Source organism: Corynebacterium tuberculostearicum, from assembly GCF_032821615.1.
GTDB classification, from domain to species: Bacteria; Actinomycetota; Actinomycetes; order Mycobacteriales; family Mycobacteriaceae; genus Corynebacterium; species Corynebacterium tuberculostearicum_H.
In genome coordinates, this window is record NZ_JAVBIF010000001.1 from 483,809 (window position 1) to 503,826 (window position 20,018).

Sequence of the window (20,018 nt, forward strand, 5' to 3'; positions counted from 1 at the left end):
CATGACTAGGTTGGAAATTGGTGACGTTCTGGAGAATCGTTACCGGATCGATCGCCCCATTGCCCGCGGTGGCATGTCTACCGTCTATCGCTGCGTGGACATGCGGCTGGGGCGAGCGGTCGCGGCCAAGGTCATGGACGAGCGCTATTCCGATGACCCGGTCTTTATCAAGCGTTTTTCTCGCGAGGCTCGCGCCATGGCCCGCTTGCAGCATCCCAATCTCGTGGCTATTCACGATTTTTCCGCCGAAGGCGAGCCCATTTATCTCATCATGGAGCTCATCGACGGCGGTACGCTACGCGAGCTACTGGCCGAGGGCGGCCCCTTTCCGGTGCAGGCGGCCACCTCTACCCTGCGCAATGTGCTGCGCGGCTTGGAAGAGGTGCACTCGACCGGGCTCATCCACCGCGACATCAAGCCCGATAATGTGCTTATTACCTCCCATCACCGGGTAAAGGTGGGCGATTTTGGGCTGGTGCGTGCCACCAATGCCGAGGCTACCTCGGACATGATTGTGGGCACCGTATCCTACCTCGCCCCGGAGCAGGTCACGGGCGAAGAAATTACACCGGCCTCTGATGTCTATTCAGCCGGCATTGTCCTCTTCGAGCTTCTTACCGGCACCGTTCCTTTTTCGGGGGATACTCCCCTGGCGCACGCCACTGCCCGCTTGGATTCCGACGTCCCCGCGCCGTCCTCGCGGATTTCTGGGGTGCCCAAGCTTGTCGACGCCCTCGTGGCCACCGCCACCGCCCGCGATCCCCGCGAGCGCTTCGCCGACGCCGGAGAATTCCTCGAGGCGCTCGATGATGTATGCCGAGAGCTCGATCTTCCGGACGTGACCATCCCCGTGCCAAGGAACGCTGCCGCGGCGCGCACGGCACAAGCACCCACGGATTTTTCGGGCACCGGAGCCACGGAAATTTTCGAACCCACCCGCAGCATTCCTCAGGGTGAAACGGAGCATCTCGACGGCGGCCCGACTGAAGTCATCCCGCCGCAGCGACTTAGCTTCGAGACGAAACTGGATTTGCCACAGGCCGGGGCCGCTCCTGAACCGGAGCCGCAATCAATGTCACGCCCCCAGGCACAGCCGTATTCCGCGACCGAGCCCCCAATCGAACCATTCGCACCGGCGGCTGCTTCTGCCCCTGCGCCGGTACCTGCCCCTGCCCCCGAGCAGCCGGTCCAAAGCGCACATGAAGAACCCGCCGAGCGTCCGCTGACCAACCGCAATCCGCTATCACTAGTGCTGTACTTAGTAGTGGTCGCGATTGCGGTGGGCGCAGTGGCTATCGGCGGGTGGTGGTTCGGCTCCTCGCTCTACGGCATGACGCCGCACCTGTGGATCTAGTTACGTAGCATCTCCGCGATAAGGAAGGACAGCTCGAGCGACTGCTGCGTATTTAGGCGCGGATCCACAGCCGACTCGTAGCGGCCCGGCAGATCCACGTCGGTAATGTCCTCGGCGCCGCCCAAGCACTCGGTGACGTCTTCACCGGTGAACTCAAGGTGTACGCCACCCGGGTGGGTGCCCAGTTCACGGTGCACCTCGAAGAAGCCTTGGACCTCGTCCACAATCTTGTCAAAGTGGCGAGTCTTGTAGCCATTGGAGGCGGTGAAGGTATTGCCGTGCATCGGATCGGACTGCCATACCACCTTGTGGCCGGAGTCTTCCACCGCCTTGACAATGGCAGGCAGAACCGTGCGCACCTTATCGTGGCCCATGCGCGAGATCATGGTCAGGCGCCCCGGCTCGCGATTCGGGTCCAGCTTTTCCGCGTACTCCACGGCCTGCTCCGGGGTGACGCCCGGTCCCAGCTTGATGCCCACTGGGTTACCAATCATCGCCGCAAAGTTCACGTGGAAATCTTCGATGCCACGAGTGCGCTCACCGATCCACACCTGGTGTGCGGAGAGATCGTAGAGCTTGGTATCGCCGTTATTGTCCTGGCCCAAGCGCAGCATGGAGCGCTCATAGTCCTTCAGCAACGCCTCGTGCGAGCAGTAGATATCGGCCGAGCGCAGGGTGTCATCGTGCACGCCACAGGCATTCATGAAGTTCAAGCCGTTTTCAATCTCCCGGGCCAAGTCCTGGTAGCGGGCACCAGCGCGGGACTTGCGCACGAACTCGCGGTTCCACTCATGCAGGCGGTAGAGATCCGCAGTGCCGGAAGAGGTCAAAGAACGCACGAGGTTCATTGCCGCCGAAGAGTTCGCGTAAGCGCGGATCATTCGGGCTGGGTCGTGGCGACGAGCCTCATCGGTCGGCTCCACGGCGTTGACAATGTCACCGCGGTAGTTCAGCAAACCATTGGAGTCCGTATCAGAAGAACGTGGCTTGGCGTACTGGCCAGCGATGCGGCCGAGTTTAACCACGGGAACGGATGCGCCGTAGGTCAACACCACGGCCATCTGCAGCAGCGTTTTCACATTGCCACGGATATGCGGCTCAGTATTGGACTCAAAGGTCTCCGCGCAATCGCCGCCCTGCAGCAAAAAGGCGTTACCCAAGGCAACGTCTGCCAGCTTCTTCTTGAGCGCCTCGATCTCCGGCGCAACCACGATGGGTGGCACAGACTCGAGAATCTTGCGCACGTTATCGGCCTGGGAAGTATCCCAGCTGGGCTGCTGCTTTGCGTCACGCTTGATGACGTCCTGGAAGACCTCGTCGATGCCGGCGGGCAATGGCGGGAGGTCTGGGAGAACGCCTTGCGGAATATCTACTGTCCAACTCACACTGCTATTTAACCATCAAGCGCCTATCGCGCGTTAGTTAAATTTTAGATATTAATTCTATTGCCCTTAGACAGCGGAAGCACCTGGGCGCAGGCACGGAACTTGGCGAGGTTATGGCGGGCGTCGACAAGCGCATCGTGATTGCCCTTAGGCACAGCCGGCAGGCTAGGACGCCCCGCAAACTCCCAGTACTGCTTCAGCTCGCGGGTATAGCGTGGCATGCGCTTAGGCAATCCGGCCATATCGCCCCACAGCTGCGCCAAGACCACATGATCATACGCGCCCACCCACGCCCACAGCTCTACCGGGGTTGAGCTCTGGGTAAGAAACTCGAAGACCTCCGCGCGAATGGTCTCCAGAGGTTTCCACACTGGGTCCCGCGGGCTAGGCAGCTTGGCCAATACATTGTCTTTGACCCAAGAATTGGCCTTGGACGGATCGAAATCCGTAGACACGGCGTAGTACTCGCTGCCATTCTCACCGACGATGCCGATGGAGACCAATTCAATGGTTTGTCCATCTTCGATAAATTCGGTGTCATAGAAGTAGCGCACGTCTCCCAAGCCTAGCGCCGCCTAGTCTGCGGCGATAAATTGGCCCCTTAAAGAGACGGTTGTACACTTCTGGCGTGAAGAAATCTTTGTGGTTTACTGCTTTGCCCTTGTGCCTCTCTGCCCTCGTGGCCCTCTGGTGGCTCATTGATATCCCGGAGCTTTTCTCCGGCCGTTTTTCCACGTATTACCACATTGACCTGGATGTTTACCGCGAAGGCGGGACCGGCTTTGGCAGCGACCTCTATGCCAAGGACTACCTCGTTGGCAGCAATCGCGATGTCTCTCTTCCCTTCACCTATCCGCCCTTTGCGGCGCTGCTCTTTGCCCCGCTGAGCTGGATTCCCCTCACCGCGGCGAGCATCCTCGTATCTGTCGCCTCCTTTCTTGCGCTGTGGGGCTGCATAGCCTTGGTTCTGCGCGCCGTTGATTGCCCTGGCTGGGCAGGCTGGGCGCTGCTAGCGGCAATGCTTACGGAGCCGGTAACGGAGACCTTTAGCTTCGGGCAGGTCAACATCCTGCTCACCGCACTCGTCGTGGTCGATATCCTCTGGCTGCGCCCCGGACGCGGCAGGGGCGTGCTTACCGGCATCGCTATGGCGATCAAGCTCACCCCTGCGGTATTTCTCGCCGTATTTTTCGTTCGCCGCGAATGGCGCGCATTTTTCAGCGCCCTCGGTTCCTTCCTGGCAGCCGGACTCATCGCCTTCGCCTGCAATCCGCATAGCTCCATCCAGTACTGGAGCGAAACGCTGCGCGATTCCAACCGCATCGGTGGACTTGCCTATAGCTCCAACCAATCCCTGCGCGGTTTCTTTAGCCGCCTAGCCCCCGACCACGCTGAAAAGCTGTGGCTTGTGGCCGTCGTCCTCGTCGTTGCCATCGTATGGTTTGCCATGGAGCGCCTCTCCCACGAGAACCAGGCGGTACTCATGCTGCTGGCCGCTTCAGTATCGCTCCTGTGCTCGCCGGTGTCATGGTCACACCACTTCACCTGGCTGGTATTGGCGGGTGTGCTGCTAGTGGCGCAGCGCCACTGGGTGCTCGGTGCGCTGACGTGGCTGGCGCTTTTGGCCCGCGGTCATTGGCTTGTCCCCCATGCCAATGAGCAAGAGCTGGACTGGGCATGGTGGCAGCACATCGTGGGCAATGACTACGCCATCGTTACCGCTCTGCTGGTTCTTTGCTCGCTACCATTGGCTCTACGACGGGCCGGCGCTTATCAATCCGCGGCGGAACCAGCGTCCAGCCAAGGATAGGGACCTTCCCGAGGACCCAGAGCGCTACCGATGCCGCTGCGGAGTAGAAGAAGCACATTCCGATCCAGAACCAGGTGTTTTCCATCGGCCACTGGCCAGCAAGGCTCACCACATAATCGCGGTGGGCCATGAAGAAGCCGTACCCCAGCGTCATGCCGATTGGGTGGGCCAAGTAAATGGGCAGGGTATGCCGGCCCACGAACTTTACAAAAGTGGACAGAGCCGGAATATGGCTAATAAGGACAGCACCAACAATGCCCGCTGGGGTTTCAAGCGTCTGCTCCGCAAAGCGGATCAACAGGTCTAGATCGCCTCGGCCAAGAATGTCCCCGCCTGGCAGAGGCCACTGCACCGCTACCTCGCCTTCGACGGAATTCCAGGTGTGCCGGATGGTTAGTCCCGCGATGTAGCTGATGATTGCCGCGCCATATGCCCACATAGAGCCCTTGCGGAAGGTGCCTTTGAAGGGTGCTTCGGCGGCGTCGGCAAACCGCGTAATAGGCCCGCGGAGATAGGCCGCACCGACGAAGATGGGCAAGAACATGATTGCCTTGCCAATAAAGTAGTAATGATCCTGCCACGCTATAAACAGCAGCGGTGCAAAGCTCAGGCCAATGCCTGCCCACGCGGGCAACTTGCGTACGGCCCACAAAAATATATTGAAAAAGATAAGCGCGTGAATGAACCACGCCATGGTATGGCCCAGCAGCAGGTTATAGAGCAGATCCGTAAGCTGCAGATAGGGATCACCAAATACCCAGTGGTACTCGATGCGCTTAGTCCACAGCTCAACGGTCATCCACACCGTATAGGGCACGAGAAAAAACCAAAGGCGGCGGGTAAAAAGCTCGCTGAAAGAATAGCGAAAGATCTTGGTAGAGAAATAGCCGGATACGAGGAAAAACAAGGGTAGGCGGAGCGGGTCCAGCCACATGTTTAGGTCAGCCAACCACGTTAGCTCACCTTCCGGAACCACCAGCGTGACGTGCAAGAGCACCACGCCGATAATGGATACGCCTTTAGCGGTATCTGGCCAAGCTAAGCGGGCCTTGGGAATAGTGATTACCTCCCCTTGTATTCGGCGCCGGCGGGGTAACCATGGCCGGCTTTAAGCGAAGCCTTCACATCGGAGGCGTACACATCAACATAAGGCTTATCGCTCAGCTCGGCCAAATCGCGCATCACAAAATCCGTGAAGGCGCGGATAGTCTCATGCTCGGCCGGATTCATCCCGCGCTCCTTGGCCCACTCATGCGGCCAAATGGGGTCTCCTACCCGCACGCCAACCTTAAATGGACGGGGAATCCACGAGCCAATGGGATTGGCCTTGCGCGAATTGATCATCGCAATGGGAAATACTGGCTGATTAGTCTCCATGGCGATGCGCGCCATGCCGGTACGGCCCTTGTACACACGGCCATCTGGGGAACGAGTTCCTTCCGGATAGATACCGAAGAGATCGCCGCGGGACAAAATACCCTCTGCGGTTTCCACGATGGCGTCGCCTGCGTCCTCGCTATCGCGCTCAATGGGGACCTGGCCTACCGAGGTAAAGAACCACTTTTGCAGGCTGCCGACAAGACCCGGAGTGGTGAAGTATTCCGACTTAGCCGGAAACGTGATCTGGCGCGGGCACACCAAAGGAAAGAAGAAGGAATCCATGACGGCCTGGTGATTCGACACCAAAATCGCAGGACCCTCAGCGGGGATTTTCTCGATGCCCTCGGTCCACGGGCGATTCCATACTCGCAGGGCGGGTCCGAAGAAGATGTGCTTAAAAGCCCAGTACCACTTGTTTTTCATCGCCAGGTCGTCCTTTGTTAGTTTTAACGGCCGCTGCGGGCCAAATCGGCTACGCCAATCATACCCGCTGCCGACCCTAATTCTGCGGTGGCAACACGTGCGAGGGGGCGATGCCCTGCCCCGACAATATCCTGCCCCATGGCTTGGGCAGCGCCCTCGAGGTAGAGGTCCGCATCTTGGGATACGCCGCCGCCGAGCACGATGAGCTCCGGATCCAAAACATCAGCAACAATGGATAGGCCCTGGCCCAGCCACCGGCTGAAGTCTTCCATTACCGCTACGGCAAGCGGATCTCCACGGCGCGCCGCTTGGGTAATTTCCTTACCGGTGGGCTCAGCCGGCAGCGAGGTTTCATAGCTCCCACGCAAATCGGCGCAGGTATCCGGCAACGCGGTGCCGGAGGCATAGCGTTCCAAGCAGCCGCGCTTACCGCAGGAGCACTGCCGACCATTAGGGACTACCACGATATGACCAAATTCTGGCGCGGTGCCAAACGCGCCGCGGTAGATGGTGTCATGCGTCATCAGAGTGGCACCGATACCTGTTCCTACCGCAAAGAAAACCCAATCCTCCGCTCCACGGCCGGCGCCAAAGCACCACTCACCCCACGCGGCGGAATTTGCATCATGCTCCAACCGCACGTGCATACCGAGCTTCTGCGAGAGCGATTCCCGGACATTAGCGTGCCGCCAGGGAAGGTGCGGGGCGAAGCGCACTACCTCACACGTAGGATCCAAAAATCCCGCCAAGGCGAGGCCAACGGCGTCCACCTCATAGTCGCCGCGTAGCTCATCGACGATGCCCACGATATCCGCTTCCAGCTGCTCGGCGTCCATGGAAGTAGGAACCGTGCGGCTCGCGAGAATCTCACCCTCCCGAGTGATCACTCCGCCGCGCACGTTGGTGCCACCGACGTCGAAGCCGATAGTCAGATCGGCGGAGTTGTTCTTAAGCATGCATAACAGAATATACCGACAACCGGGTTAGGGTCACATCAAGACATCAGCTGCCGCAATCGCTGCCCCATTATCCGCCACGTCCAATTCTCTTCCACATGGCGACGCCCCGCCTGCCCCATGCGCAGCCTACGCTGCGGGTCGGCCAGGAGAGCTTTCAACGCTTCAGCTAGTTCCGGCACAGAGGCGCCCTTGACGACGACCCCCGTCTCCCCCGTCATCGTCTCCGGTGCTCCTCCGGAGTCTCCGGCGATAACTGGCAGGCCGCACGCTTGGGCCTCCAAATACACGATTCCCAAGCCCTCGACGTCTAACCCACCGCCACGGGTGCGTGCCGGCATGGCAAAAACATCCGCTGCGTGCAAAGCAGTCTCAATGCTTTCTGCTTCTTGGATCACTGCGTCCGGGCAGTACATTTCCGCCAGTTGCTCTAGGGCCGAGCGATAGCGTCCGCGGCCTATAAGCAGTAGCCGTGCATCCGGGAATTCTTCACGCACTAGAGGCATAGCGCGGAGCAGCTGGTCTTGCCCCTTACGGGGGACAAACCGCGAAATGCAGACGATGGTCGGCCCGCTGACCCCGAACTCTGCCTTCGCCGCTGCGCGTTGCTCCGGCGTGGCTGGAGAAAGACCTTCCACGCTCACTCCGGAAGGCAGGTGCTCCCAGCGCGGATTCGGTCCAAATGGTCGACGCAACCGACGTAGGGTGTAGTCGGAAATATAGGTAATCACGTCAGCATTGTCACCAATGCGGCGCAGGCACTGCCGAGCAACGGGCACCATTGACCACCCCACTTCGTGCCCGTGCGTCGTAGCTACCACACGGGTCGCCCCCGCCTCCTTTGCGGCCTTGCCCATCAAAGCAAGGGGCGCGGCTGCACCAAACCATACGATGTCAATATTTTCTGCGCGGATGATCTCCTGCATCCGACGCACCGTGGCGGGCGTCGGCAACATCACGCGGCGAGGCCAGCGAATGACCTTGTAGTCCACCCCAGCATCGAATTCCGCCGGCGATTCCTGGGTTGAGGCGAAGACCACGACGTCGCGCGGGTCTAAGGTTGCTACGAAATCGCGCAGGTAAGACTGAATGCCGCCAATCTTGGGCGGAAAGTCATTGGTTACCAGCAGAACGCGGGCCACTTAGTACCGCGCCGTTCCGGTAATCGGCATGGACTTTAGCGGTACCACCTGAACAGGCACGCCATAGGTAGAGGCATGGACTACCTGGCCATTACCGATGTACATGCCCACGTGAGTTACTCCCGGGTAATAGCCCACGATATCGCCCGGCTGTAGGTCTTCCAGCGGTACCGATGTGCCACCGGCAATCTGAGCTTGGGACGTACGCGGAATGGACTTGCCGATCTGCTGATATGCCCAGAACATCAGGCCGGAGCAGTCAAACTGATCGGGGCCAGCCGCACCCCAGCCATATGGGGCGCCCAGCTTCGACAACGCTGCGGAAGCAGCGCCGTCTGCGACCTCGCCCAAATCCATATCCGGCTTATCAGATCCGCCGAACTGGCCTTCCCAGGCCTCGCGCTGCTGTTCATCGAGGGCGTCCACCTGCTTTTCGATGTCCTTTTGCTGCTTTTCCAGCTCCTCTTTCTCCTTGAGGAGCTCCTCGCGCTGCTCTTCCAGCGCCTTCTTTTCCTCGCGCACCTTCGCGGCGGCGTCGGCAGCCTTATGCTTTTCCTCTTCCGCCATGGAAGCGGCATTAGCCTTTGCATCAAGAGTGCGCTGGGCCTTGCGGGAAAGCGCGCCGAGGTAGCCCATGCGCTCTACGGCATCGGAAGGATCTTCCGCTGCCAAGGCCCCAGACACTGCCGAACGGGAATCACCGCGGTAGCGCGACTGTGCGATGCCGTTGACACGGTCCTGCTGGGTGGAAACATCGCCCTTCGCATCGTCCGCACGCGTTTGTGCCTCAGCGGCGGCCTGCTCAGATTCAGCAACCTCAGCCTGCTTTTCCTCGAGCTTGACCTCGAGCTCTTTTACTTCTTCATTCTTGGCAGAAACCTTGCGCGCAACTTCGCCAACGCGCTTTACCAAGGCGTCCACATCTTCGGTGGCGCTCTCCTGTTGTGGAGCCGCCTCCTGCGCAACAACCTGCGAAATCCCAGAAACCGACGAAACAGCAAGAGCCGCCACAAGTGCAGCTGCAGGAAGTACTCGTTTAGACACGTAAGGACCCTTAGACTAAGAAAATTTTAGAAATCGTATTAACTATAGCGGGTTTTACCCCCTAATGCACGACAAAGCCCTCCCCGCGAAGGGGAGGGCTAGATCCGCTGCTTCTTAGAAGCGAACTGCGGAGTGAATCGGCATGTAGTTCAGGTCGCGCTCCTGAACTGGGACGCCGGAGTTGAGGGCGTCGATGATGGTGCCGTGGCCGGTGTAGATACCAACGTGGGAAGCGCCACCGTAGTAAGCAATGATGTCACCCGGCTGCAGCTGATCCAGCGGTACCGGGGTACCGGCGGCAGCCTGTGCCTGAGAGGTACGCGGAATCTGCTTGCCAGCCTGAGCGTATGCCCAGCTGGTCAGACCGGAGCAGTCAAAGGCGTTCGGGCCAGCGGCGCCGTATACGTACGGGGAGCCGATGACGGAGCGTGCTGCAGCCAGTGCCTTCTGGCCAACGGTCTGCTGTGCCGGAGCGGCCTGCTTGTGGCCAGCTGCTGCGTAGTTGGTGTTCTGCTGGTTAGAAACCTTACCCAGGGACGGAACGTAGCGGTCGATGTTCGGAACCTGGTCAATGTTCGGGACGTTTTCCAGACCTGCTACCTCAAAGCGGTAGTCAGTATTAGGTACGACGACCTCTGCTGCCTGTGCGACGCCCGGTGCGACGACGGCGGCGGTTGCAGCCAGTGCTGCAGTAGATGCGATGCGACGGGTGTTCTTCATGCCCTGACGACGGTGCTGTGCCATGAGTAAAACTCCAAATCTTCCTGCGCGCCTACTCCCCTTATAAAGGAAGCTCTGACCCTGGGGGACTAGCGTTCGTTGGGAATCCGTTCCTTTAGGATTTCCTCCGCTCGGCCCCTCAGTAGGAGGGGCCAGATGCGGCGCTGTAATTCTTCTGTTTAGATTGAGCACCTTTTCGGGCGGTAACTCAATGTCTCGAATAGGTTACGAAATCATCACAAGCAATGTCCATTCGCGACACCAAGATAACGTTTGTTATCGCTTCGTTACCTTCCGTTGACCTTGTCGAGATTTAACCTCCACACGGACGCTAGTTCCCACCAGAATTAGAGGCTTTAAGGTCACAAGCTGCACAAACGACAGAGGATGACAGACACCCGACCAAGAATTACCCTTACTAAGAAAACGCTTAACAATTAAGAGAATTCTAAATTGTGACTTTCAGCACTAAGACATTTTGGCAGCCCCTTCTTCCCCACCAATTGACTCCTCTACCGCACGCCTAGAGCCTAGTTTTCATCGCAACTGCGCCCCGCTTTGCCGCCTTTCCTTGCGGTGGTTCTAGCTAAACCGCTTTCCGACGCCCCCTAACGCGCTCAATCGACGAGCGAAACGTGCTTCCAGCAAACAAAGACTTCCGGCATCCACACCCATCTGAGCCCACGCACTAGGCTCCTAAAGCTACAAAGCATGAGAGAACCACTAACCACCGACAATTCGCGCACCAGAACACGTACTAAACCGACTACACAACAAGCTTCAGCAGCAGCCCTTCAAATGCTTCAAGATTCATAAAGACTCACAGAAGCGCAACAGCTCCCCCTTCAAAATCTCTTGTTGCAGCTAGAAGAATAAGGACTGGGTTCGGAATTGATCTTTACATACGCAAGACCCGCCCTTGCTCCTTTAATAGGAGCAAGGGCGGGTCTGTGAGCGTGTTTCGAGAAGTCCTCAGGAAAAGCGGTTAGATGCGGCCGTTTTCCTCGTCCTCACGGCGGTTAGCCTCGTTGAGGCGGCGGAACATCTCCGCTTCCTCGTCGTGGTTATCCGAGTGGATTTCGTGTACTCGGTGCATGAGGGCCGGATCATCAGGGCTGAAGGTGCCCTGAGTCTCGGAGTCCGCAAAGCCAAGCTGGTTGAGCTGCTTCGGCACCTGAGCGCCTGCGTACTCGAGCGGAACCGGGTGACCATCGGCGTCAACCGGGCCGAGTGGCTGGTGAACCTCAATGAAGGCACCATTCGGCATCTGCTTGATAACGCCGGTTTCAATACCGTGCTCCAGCACCTCACGGTCAGAGCGCTGCAGACCAACGCAAATGCGGTAGGTCATGAAGTACGCAATCGGTGGCAGCACGATGAGGCCGATACGACCAACCCAGGTCATTGCGTTCAGCGAAATCTGGAAGAAGTGTGCCACGTGGTCGTTACCACCGGACAGGGTAACCAGCAGGAAGAACACGATGGCAGCCGCACCAATAGCGGAGCGGGTAGGAACATCGCGCGGACGCTGCAGTAGGTTGTGGTGTGCATCGTCACCGGTGAACTTCTTCTCCAAGAACGGGTAAGACATAAGCAGGACGACCATGAGGCCACACAGCAGAGCTACCCAGAACGCGGAAGGAATGGTGTAGTTACCGAGGTAGAGCTCCCATGCCGGCATGACACGGGCAACACCGTCAGTCCACAGCATGTAAATATCCGGCTGAGAACCAGCGGAAACCTGGGATGGGTTATAAGGTCCAAGCGTCCAGATGGCGTTGATGGTCAGCAGACCAGACATCAGCGCCAGTACGCCAGCAACCATCATGCCCATACCAATAGCCTTGGTGGCGAAGACCGGCATAATGCGGACGCCAACCACGTTGTTCTCTGCACGACCCGGTCCAGGGAACTGGGTGTGCTTCTGGAACCAAACCATAATCAGGTGGGCTGCAATCAGGCCAAGGATGATGCCCGGAATAACCAGAACGTGCAGGATGTAGAAACGATCCAGCATCAGGTCAGACGGGAAGTCACCGCTGAAGATTGCCCAGTGCAGCCAGGTGCCGATAATCGGCAGGCCCAGGATGATGGCCGACATGATTCGCAGACCAACACCGGAAAGCAGGTCGTCCGGCAGGGAGTAACCAAGGAAGCCCTCGATCATGCCCAGCAGAATAAGTGCGCAACCGATGATCCAGTTTGCCTCACGCGGACGACGGAATGCGCCGGTGAAGAAGATGCGCAGCATGTGCGCAACCATGGACATCATGAACAGCAAAGCTGCCCAGTGGTGCATCTGGCGCACGAACAGGCCACCACGAACTTCGAAGGAAATATCCAGCGCGGTGGCATATGCGCGGGACATTTCTACACCGTTAAGCGGTGCATAGGTGCCGTCGTAAATGACCTTGGTGATGGAAGGGTCGAAGAACAGCGCCAGGTAGATACCGGTCAGTACAAGAATGATGAAGCTGTATAGCGCCATCTCACCGAGCATGAAGGACCAGTGGGTCGGAAAGACCTTGTTCAGCTGAGTCCTCAGCACGCCGGCGGCGCTATAGCGCTCATCCATGTTGTTGCCCATTTGGGCGAGTTTATTGCTCATTATGACTTACGCTCCCAGAATGCCGGGCCGACAGGCTCAATGAAGTTGCCCTGTGCAACGAGGTAGCCCTCGTCATCCACCGTGATAGGCAGCTGTGGCAGTGCACGGGCAGCCGGGCCGAAGACCGGCTTGCCGTAGTGCAAAGCGTCGAACTGCGACTGGTGGCACGGGCACAGGATTCGGTTGGTCTGCGCCTCATACAGAGAGGTCGGGCAACCGATGTGGGTACAGATCTTGGAGTAGGCGTAGTAATCGCCGTGGTGGAAGTCTTCCTGACCTTCGCGCTCGATTGCCTTCTGAGCGTCATTATGACGCAGGCGAATCAGCATGACCGCATTGCGGTTGCCGTGAATCGAGTGCATGTGGTGCTCGTAGACATCGCGCTCGGCATCGTACTTGTCGCCATCGTTAACGTCTTCTTCTGCCAGCGGGAAGACGGTCTCCATGCCGCCTGCCGCCAGATCCTCCGGGCGCACACGAACCAAGCGGGTAACACCCTTGGTGCTGTAGTGCTCACCGGTTTCGCCAGAGTGCTTCTCGGCGATAGTACCGGTGTCGCGCGCCAGGTAGAGCTTGACGCCTTCATTGTGCATGGTCCAACCGGAAGTCCACAGAGTGCCGTCACCGGCATAGTTCATATTGTGGCGAACCTTCCAAGGGTTCTTAATTGCGCCGCCCAGCGGAGCAATCACGGTAAGACCGAACAGAACGCCGGCGCCGCCCAACAGACCCTGAACGGTCTTGCGGCGACCCAGAGTGGAGGTCTTCCAAGAATCGTTCAGAAGAGCGGTCAGGGTACGGCGGTCAACTTCTTCGGAAGGACCGTCGTGACGACGCTGAACGGAGATCTCCTCAGGGAGAATCTTCTTAACGTACTGAACGATGGCGATGCCCAAGCCGCAAATTGCGAGGGCTGCAGTAATACCCAGCAGAGGGGTGTAGAGGGTGTGCCAAATGTGGCCCTCCTCCCCTAGCTGCTTGTACTGCCACGGCCAGAACAGGTAAACGCCGAGGAATCCGAGGCCTCCGATGACGGACAGGAACAACCAGATAGCAACGTTACGTCCAGCGCGCTTTTCAGCCGGGTCACCTTCAACCGGGAAACGTTCCTTACGGAACGCAACGGTGACGTCGTCGAGCTCGGTACCAAGAGCAGCGAGTTCATCGTTGCTCATCTTGTCGAGCTCAGCGTTAGTGTAATTCTTCTTCACATTGCTCATGAGCGCGATCCAATCCACATAGCGGCAGCGCACAGGGCGCTAATGCCGATAATCCACATTGCCAGGCCTTCCGCTACTGGGCCAAGACCGCCGAGGTCCCAACCTGCTGGGGAAGGAGTTTCCTTTGCAGACTTGAGGTAGGCAATGATGTCCTTCTTCTCGTCTGCGGTCAGCTGGCGGTCGGAGAACTTAGGCATGTTCTGCGGACCGGTCAGCATTGCCTGGTAGATTTCCTGCTCGCTTGCCGGAGCCAGCTCCGGAGCGAACTTACCGGAGGACAGGGCGCCGCCCTGGCCGGTGAAGTTGTGGCAGGAAGCGCAGTTCATGCGGAAGAGCTCGGAGCCCTTCGCTACGTCTTCTGCCTGGATTTCGCCATTGTAGTTAGCACCACGCAGCGATTCCTGAGCAACGCTTCCGTCGTCGTCGTAGACAATGTCTGCGCCGCCGCCGTTGGCTGCAACATATGCAGCCAAGGCCAGAGTCTGCTGCTCGGTGTAGCGAGGAGCCTTACGCTCTGCCTGGGCGTCGTTAGACATCATCGGCATACGGCCGGAGTGCACCTGGAAGTACACGGAGCCAGCACCGATACCAACGAGGGACGGACCGCGACCTTCGATGCCCTGCAGATTGGCACCGTGGCAGGTGATACAAGCGGTGTCATAGATGTCCTTACCCTCTTGGACGAGGGCTTGGTCATCTTTTTCCGCCGTGGCGACCTGTGCGTCCGGGGTCAAGGCAGAAGCCAAGACGCCCGCACCGGACAGGCCAATCGCCAAAGCGAAGCCACCGGCAAGGGTGCGCTTCGCCTTGCGGCGACGGCGGGTCTTCTTAGCCGCCGCAGTGGTCTGCTCCACTGCCACGGACTGCGAATTGTTATCCATCATTTTCCTTTAGATAACTCGAACACGGGAGGACTGTTTGGGGATCTTGGCCAGTGCTACTGGACCAAGTAAATAACGGTGAAGACGCCGATCCACACAACGTCAACGAAGTGCCAGTAGTAGGACACTGCCATTGCTGCGGTCGCCTGTGCCGGCGTGAACTTGGACTTAGCAACGCGGGCGAGAATGATTGCAAAAGAAATCAGACCCGCGGTCACGTGCGCAGCGTGGAAGCCGGTGATGATGTAGAACACCGAACCAAAGACGCTGGACTGCACAGTCACACCTGCGTGAATCAACTCGGTCCACTCAAACGCCATGATGCCTAGGAACACAACGCCCAGTACCAACGTCACGGTGTACCAGAGTCGAAGCTTGTAAACGTCACCCCTTTCTGCGGCAAACACGCCGAACTGCGAGGTCACAGAAGATGAAATCAGCACTGCCGTGATGAGGAAACCCATCGGCAGGTTGATATGAGCGGTGTGTTCCGCCCAATCGCCTTCCTGACCGTTTGCTCGCGAGGTAAACCACATCGCGAACAGTCCGGCAAAGAACATCAATTCCTGAGACAGGAACACGATAGTGCCCACACTGACCATATTGGGTCGGTTCAGTGAGGCAGCACGTGGTGCTGTCATACCTTGGTTAGAAACTACGCTCGTCACAGTGGCCATTATGGCTGTTCCGGGCGCTGAAGTCACCTCGATTCCCCCCGCTATCTCTATTCGTTTTTGACGCTTTGTCCAGCAAACGTTCAGCACGAATAGGTTCAAAACTTTATTTTTCCAACCGGGAACTTTTCGCCGCGCTTTCCGACGCCCCATTACTGCAGGTGACACCACACGACGGCCCCCACCCTGAAATTCCGAAGCACCCCAGACTCCCGAAGCCCCCGCTTATCGATGCACCAATCCGTGTGCCCCACCTCTGTTGTCCGGAGAGATAAATCACATTCCACGCGCCCCCTAAACGCCCTGCTTTACAACTTTCGAACGACCCCCGCAAAAATCGGGTCTTACGTGCCCGAATGCAGAAGAAATGTTATCGCGAACATGCGGCAGAATCAGTGCTCCCTCCCCCACCGGTAAAACTTTTTGAAACTTTCGGGAACTTTCTGACGGCGCGAACGACGCGAGATCGCCAAAGCCCTCCTAGCCATGAAGACTAGGAGGGCGGAGAAGTTTTAGGCAGGGATTCCTTTACATCAAGGAATTAGTGCTTTTCCTTCGGCAAGCCGTACTGCAGGGACAGGCCGGTGCAGGCTGCGATGAGGCAGACAGCGCCGAGGGCAATCAGCCAGAAGTAGAGGAAGATGATTCCCAAGCCAAGAAGGCCAATGGCGCCAGTCATAGCCAGCGGCCAGATGGAGCCTGGGGAGAAGAAGCCAAGGATGCCAGCGGCATCTTCAGTTTCTGCCTCTTCCCAATCCTCTGGCAGGACGTCGCTGCGGTCATCAGTGAAGTGAAGGTAAGCACCCAGCATCATGCACAGCAGGAAGGCGAGGAACATGCCCACGATGCCAACCCACTCGGCACCGTAGAGGTAGCCATCGTCCTTAACGAAGGTGACGCCGAAGATGTAGACAATCAGCGAGACAAGAAGGTACGTCGCGATTGAGTAAAAGACTTTCGATGTTGCACGCATTGTGTTGTGTCCTTATCTCTTATGCCGCGGTGTTTACGTAGTTGTCGCCCTTAGCGGTGTCACGCTCGCCGGAGAACGGGTGGGTGGTTACCGCATATGGGTCCTGGCCGATTTCTTCCAGGGCTTCCGCGTTGGTGGCCTCTGGGTTGTCCTCACGGAACTTCAGGTAGGTGTTGAAGTCCTCCGGAGAGACAACGCGGATTTCAAAGTTCATCATTGAGTGGTAGGTACCGCACATCTCGGCACAACGGCCAACGAATGCGCCCTGCTTCTCAATCTTTTCCACCTGGAAGCTACGCTCCTGAGCGTTTGCCTCTGGGTGTGCGTAGACGTCGCGCTTAAACAAGAACTCCGGTACCCAGAATGCGTGGGACACGTCGCCAGAAGCGAGGCGGAACTCAATCGCAGTATCGGAAGGAAGAACCAGAACCGGAACCTCTTCGGTGGTACCGACGGTCTCAATCTTGTTGTAGTTCAAGTAGGAAAGGTCGCCCATGGACTTGCCGTGGATTGGGTTCGGGTTGTCCACACCCTCAGGGTCGTGAGCGGTCTTCTCTGCCTCAGCCTGACGCTCCTTGTCGGCACCGTCGTAGTTCTCACCATTGACGTGATTCTCGGCGTAACCGAACTTCCAGTTCCACTGGAATGCAGTAACGTCAACGACCACCTTCGGATCCTTATCCAAGGCGGTGACCTTCTGCTGAGTCTGAACGGTAAAGAAGAACAGGCCCATGATGATGAGGATCGGGACGATGGTCAGAACCATCTCCAGCGGAACGTTGTACTGAATCTGGCGCGGGAACTCGCCCTTGCCATCCTTCTTTGCCTTCTTCGCGCTCCAGCGGAAGATTGCGGTGAGGAACAGGCCCCACATAATAAAACCAACGATCCATGCCGCAACCCAGACCCAAATCCAGAAGTTGTACATGGCCTCTGCCTCAGGGGTAATACCCTTCGGCCAACCGAATCCCAGGAGGTTCTCTACAGCAGTTGGCGCCTGAACGTCACAACCTGCCAGAGCGAGTCCACCCAGGGCAAGTGCGCCAGCTACGCCCGCCTTACGGGCAAAGGTGCGCTTATTACGCTGTCCCACGTGTGTTCTGCCTTTCTGTCCACACAAAACTTCTCGAATACTCACAGAGCACTCTTACCCAACCAGAATAGAGGATAATTGCCAGATTCCCAGCCTGTTTAAAGGCACAAAAGGGCACCTAGTGCACTCATTTCATATTCTCCTTCTGGTAGGTTACCGCCCCACCTGCACAATGTTCCAACCGCACCCCCAGCAGCCACTGAATCCATGTGCGCCAATTCACAGGAATCGGGCCGAACCATCATCCGAAAGTTCGCACCCCTATCGGGGAAGCTAATTCCAAGGCAGTCGGCAGGTTTCCTTAAGCCGTGGCGTGTTCTGGTTTCACGCCCTCTAGCCGTAAAGTGGGTGACTAGCAATAGACGCTTATATATAAGGAGCAATCTTTTCATGTGCGGACTTCTTGGCATGCTCGCCGCCACAGGCAACGTAGATAAGTACGTTGACGCGCTGGAACGTTCCCTGCCCTGCATGCGCCACCGCGGCCCAGATGCGGCCGGCACCTGGCATGACGGCGATGCCGCCTTCGGCTTCAACCGCCTGTCCATTATTGACCTGGAGCATTCCCATCAGCCCCTCCGCTGGGGCCCGGAGGACGAGCCCGACCGCTACGCCATGACCTTTAATGGCGAAATCTACAACTACGTGGAGCTGCGCGAGGAGCTCAAGGGCCTCGGCTACACCTTCCACACCGAGGGCGATGGCGAGCCCATCGTGGTGGGCTACCACCACTGGGGCAAGGACGTAGTCAACCATCTGCGCGGCATGTTCGGCATTGTCATCTGGGACACCCACACCAAGACGATGTTTGCTGCTCGCGACCAATTTGGCATCAAGCCGCTGTATTACGCCACTACCGAGGCAGGCACCGTTTTCGCTTCGGAGATGAAGTGCATCCTTGAAATGGCGGACGAGATTGGTCTAGAGCTCAACCTTGACCGACGCGCCATTGAGCACTACGTGGACCTGCAATACGTCCCGGAGCCAGAATCCCTCCACGCGAATATTCGCCGCGTTGAATCCGGCTGCACTGTCACTCTTCGCCCGGGCGAAGATGTTGTCGCCGAGCGCTACTTCAAGCCCCGCTTCCCTGTACAGCAGGTAAAGCAAGGCGAAGAGCAGCAGCTATTTAACCGCATTGCGGAGGCGCTGGAAGATTCCGTCGCTAAGCACATGCGTGCCGACGTCACCGTGGGTTCCTTCCTATCTGGCGGCATTGACTCCACCGCTATTGCCACCCTGGCCAAGCGCCACAACCCAGATCTACTTACCTTTACCACCGGCTTCGAGCGCGAGGGCTACTCTGAGGTCGATGTCGCAGCGGAGTCCGCGGAAGCTATTGGTGTGGAGCACATCGTCAAGATTGTCTCCCCCGAAGAATATGCCGAGTCCATCCCGAAGATCATGTGGTACCTGGACAATCCGGTGGCTGACCCCTCGCTGGTGCCGCTGTACTTTGTGGCGCAGGAGGCCCGCAAACACGTCAAGGTAGTTCTTTCCGGCGAGGGCGCGGACGAGCTCTTTGGCGGCTACACCATCTACAAGGAACCACTGTCCCTCGCTCCATTTGAAAAGGTCCCGTCCCCACTGCGCCGCGGTCTGGGCAAGCTTTCCCAGGTTCTACCCGAGGGAATGAAGGGCAAGTCCCTGCTCAACCGTGGTTCGATGACGATGGAAGAGCGTTACTACGGCAACGCTCGTTCCTTCAACTTTGAGCAGATGCAGCGCGTTATCCCGTGGGCAAAGCGCGAATGGGACCACCGCGAGGTTACCGCCCCCATCTACGCCCAGTCCGAAGACTTTGATCCGGTCGCACGCATGCAGCATTTGGACCTATTCACTTGGATGCGCGGTGACATCCTGGTCAAGGCCGATAAGATCAATATGGCCAACTCGCTGGAGCTGCGCGTGCCATTCTTGGACAAGGAAGTCTTCAAGGTTGCCGAGTCCATCCCTTATGACCTGAAGATTTCTCACGGCACCACCAAGTACGCCCTGCGCAAGGCCATGGAGCAGATCGTCCCGGCGCATGTTCTACACCGCAAGAAGCTGGGCTTCCCAGTGCCGATGCGCCACTGGCTGGCCGGCGATGAGCTATACGGCTGGGCCCAGGACACCATCAATGAGTCCCAGACCGAGGACATCTTTAATAAGAAGGAAGTTCTCGAGATGCTCAAGGAGCACCGAGATGGCGTTTCCGATCACTCCCGCCGTTTGTGGACCGTGCTGTCCTTTATGATCTGGCACGGCATCTTTGTGGAAAAGCGCATCGATCCACAGATCGAGCAGCGCGACTACCCGGTCAAGCTCTAAGAGCCTTCCACACATACAAAGAGGGTGGGTGCCAGTGGCACC

The 20,018-nt window shown here is 58.0% G+C and carries 17 protein-coding genes; 3 read left to right on the forward strand and 14 right to left on the reverse strand.

The window, feature by feature from the left end:
* Nucleotide 1: 1 nt before the first annotated feature.
* Nucleotides 2-1,354 carry a protein kinase domain-containing protein gene (locus RAE09_RS02305; protein WP_316980826.1) on the forward strand — a complete coding sequence of 451 codons (1,353 nt, stop codon included), beginning with the start codon at nucleotides 2-4 and terminating at the stop codon, nucleotides 1,352-1,354.
* On the opposite strand, the gene RAE09_RS02310 is transcribed toward RAE09_RS02305, so the two are convergent.
* On the reverse strand, nucleotides 1,351-2,739 hold the full coding sequence (locus RAE09_RS02310) for a class II 3-deoxy-7-phosphoheptulonate synthase (RefSeq protein ID WP_316980827.1): 1,389 nt from the start codon (nucleotides 2,737-2,739) through the stop codon (nucleotides 1,351-1,353). The two genes, RAE09_RS02305 and RAE09_RS02310, sit on opposite strands and share 4 nt — an antisense overlap.
* Nucleotides 2,740-2,783: 44 nt before the next feature.
* A complete protein-coding gene (locus RAE09_RS02315) occupies nucleotides 2,784-3,293 on the reverse strand; it encodes a polyadenylate-specific 3'-exoribonuclease AS (RefSeq protein ID WP_204611416.1) in 510 nt (169 codons plus the stop codon).
* A 74-nt stretch (nucleotides 3,294-3,367) separates the two neighbouring features.
* Here RAE09_RS02315 and RAE09_RS02320 point away from each other — a divergent pair, with 74 nt between their 5' ends.
* Nucleotides 3,368-4,549, forward strand: a complete 1,182-nt coding sequence (locus RAE09_RS02320; RefSeq protein ID WP_316980828.1) for a glycosyltransferase 87 family protein — start codon at nucleotides 3,368-3,370, stop codon at nucleotides 4,547-4,549.
* On the opposite strand, the gene RAE09_RS02325 is transcribed toward RAE09_RS02320, so the two are convergent.
* From RAE09_RS02325 to ctaC, 12 genes are all read right to left on the reverse strand, one after another.
* The gene (locus RAE09_RS02325) at nucleotides 4,455-5,549 is read right to left on the reverse strand and encodes a hypothetical protein (RefSeq protein ID WP_050776594.1); all 1,095 of its coding nucleotides are present in this window, start codon (nucleotides 5,547-5,549) and stop codon (nucleotides 4,455-4,457) included. The genes RAE09_RS02320 and RAE09_RS02325 overlap by 95 nt on opposite strands.
* 62 nt (nucleotides 5,550-5,611) lie before the next feature.
* Nucleotides 5,612-6,352 (reverse strand): lysophospholipid acyltransferase family protein, encoded by a 741-nt coding sequence (locus tag RAE09_RS02330; protein WP_316980829.1) that lies wholly within the window; start codon nucleotides 6,350-6,352, stop codon nucleotides 5,612-5,614.
* A 23-nt stretch (nucleotides 6,353-6,375) separates the two neighbouring features.
* Nucleotides 6,376-7,308 carry an ROK family protein gene (locus tag RAE09_RS02335; protein ID WP_200435430.1) on the reverse strand — a complete coding sequence of 311 codons (933 nt, stop codon included), beginning with the start codon at nucleotides 7,306-7,308 and terminating at the stop codon, nucleotides 6,376-6,378.
* A gap of 38 nt (nucleotides 7,309-7,346) precedes the next feature.
* Complete coding sequence (locus tag RAE09_RS02340; protein ID WP_316980830.1) at nucleotides 7,347-8,450, reverse strand: glycosyltransferase family 4 protein; 1,104 nt, start codon at nucleotides 8,448-8,450, stop codon at nucleotides 7,347-7,349.
* On the reverse strand, nucleotides 8,451-9,494 hold the full coding sequence (locus RAE09_RS02345; RefSeq protein ID WP_005328943.1) for a C40 family peptidase: 1,044 nt from the start codon (nucleotides 9,492-9,494) through the stop codon (nucleotides 8,451-8,453). It lies immediately after the preceding gene.
* Between the two features lie 114 nt (nucleotides 9,495-9,608).
* Entirely contained in the window at nucleotides 9,609-10,238 is a 630-nt protein-coding gene (locus tag RAE09_RS02350) for a C40 family peptidase (protein WP_005324468.1), read from the reverse strand.
* 961 nt (nucleotides 10,239-11,199) lie between these two features.
* Nucleotides 11,200-12,822, reverse strand: a complete 1,623-nt coding sequence (gene qcrB / locus RAE09_RS02355; protein ID WP_179386733.1) for a cytochrome bc1 complex cytochrome b subunit — start codon at nucleotides 12,820-12,822, stop codon at nucleotides 11,200-11,202.
* On the reverse strand, nucleotides 12,822-14,042 hold the full coding sequence (qcrA, locus tag RAE09_RS02360; RefSeq protein WP_005324466.1) for a cytochrome bc1 complex Rieske iron-sulfur subunit: 1,221 nt from the start codon (nucleotides 14,040-14,042) through the stop codon (nucleotides 12,822-12,824). Before qcrA ends, qcrB begins: the two co-directional genes overlap by 1 nt.
* The gene (gene qcrC, locus RAE09_RS02365; RefSeq protein ID WP_250412999.1) at nucleotides 14,039-14,926 is read right to left on the reverse strand and encodes a cytochrome bc1 complex diheme cytochrome c subunit; all 888 of its coding nucleotides are present in this window, start codon (nucleotides 14,924-14,926) and stop codon (nucleotides 14,039-14,041) included. The genes qcrA and qcrC overlap by 4 nt, the downstream gene beginning before the upstream one ends.
* Before the next feature lie 53 nt (nucleotides 14,927-14,979).
* Complete coding sequence (ctaE, locus tag RAE09_RS02370) at nucleotides 14,980-15,591, reverse strand: aa3-type cytochrome oxidase subunit III (protein WP_430516378.1); 612 nt, start codon at nucleotides 15,589-15,591, stop codon at nucleotides 14,980-14,982.
* 547 nt (nucleotides 15,592-16,138) lie between these two features.
* On the reverse strand, nucleotides 16,139-16,570 hold the full coding sequence (ctaF, locus tag RAE09_RS02375; RefSeq protein ID WP_005328946.1) for an aa3-type cytochrome oxidase subunit IV: 432 nt from the start codon (nucleotides 16,568-16,570) through the stop codon (nucleotides 16,139-16,141).
* A 19-nt stretch (nucleotides 16,571-16,589) separates the two neighbouring features.
* On the reverse strand, nucleotides 16,590-17,663 hold the full coding sequence (gene ctaC, locus RAE09_RS02380; protein ID WP_005324460.1) for an aa3-type cytochrome oxidase subunit II: 1,074 nt from the start codon (nucleotides 17,661-17,663) through the stop codon (nucleotides 16,590-16,592).
* Between the two features lie 390 nt (nucleotides 17,664-18,053).
* On the opposite strand from ctaC, the gene asnB reads away from it, so the two are divergent.
* Nucleotides 18,054-19,976, forward strand: a complete 1,923-nt coding sequence (gene asnB, locus RAE09_RS02385) for an asparagine synthase (glutamine-hydrolyzing) (protein ID WP_316980831.1) — start codon at nucleotides 18,054-18,056, stop codon at nucleotides 19,974-19,976.
* Nucleotides 19,977-20,018: the final 42 nt, after the last annotated feature.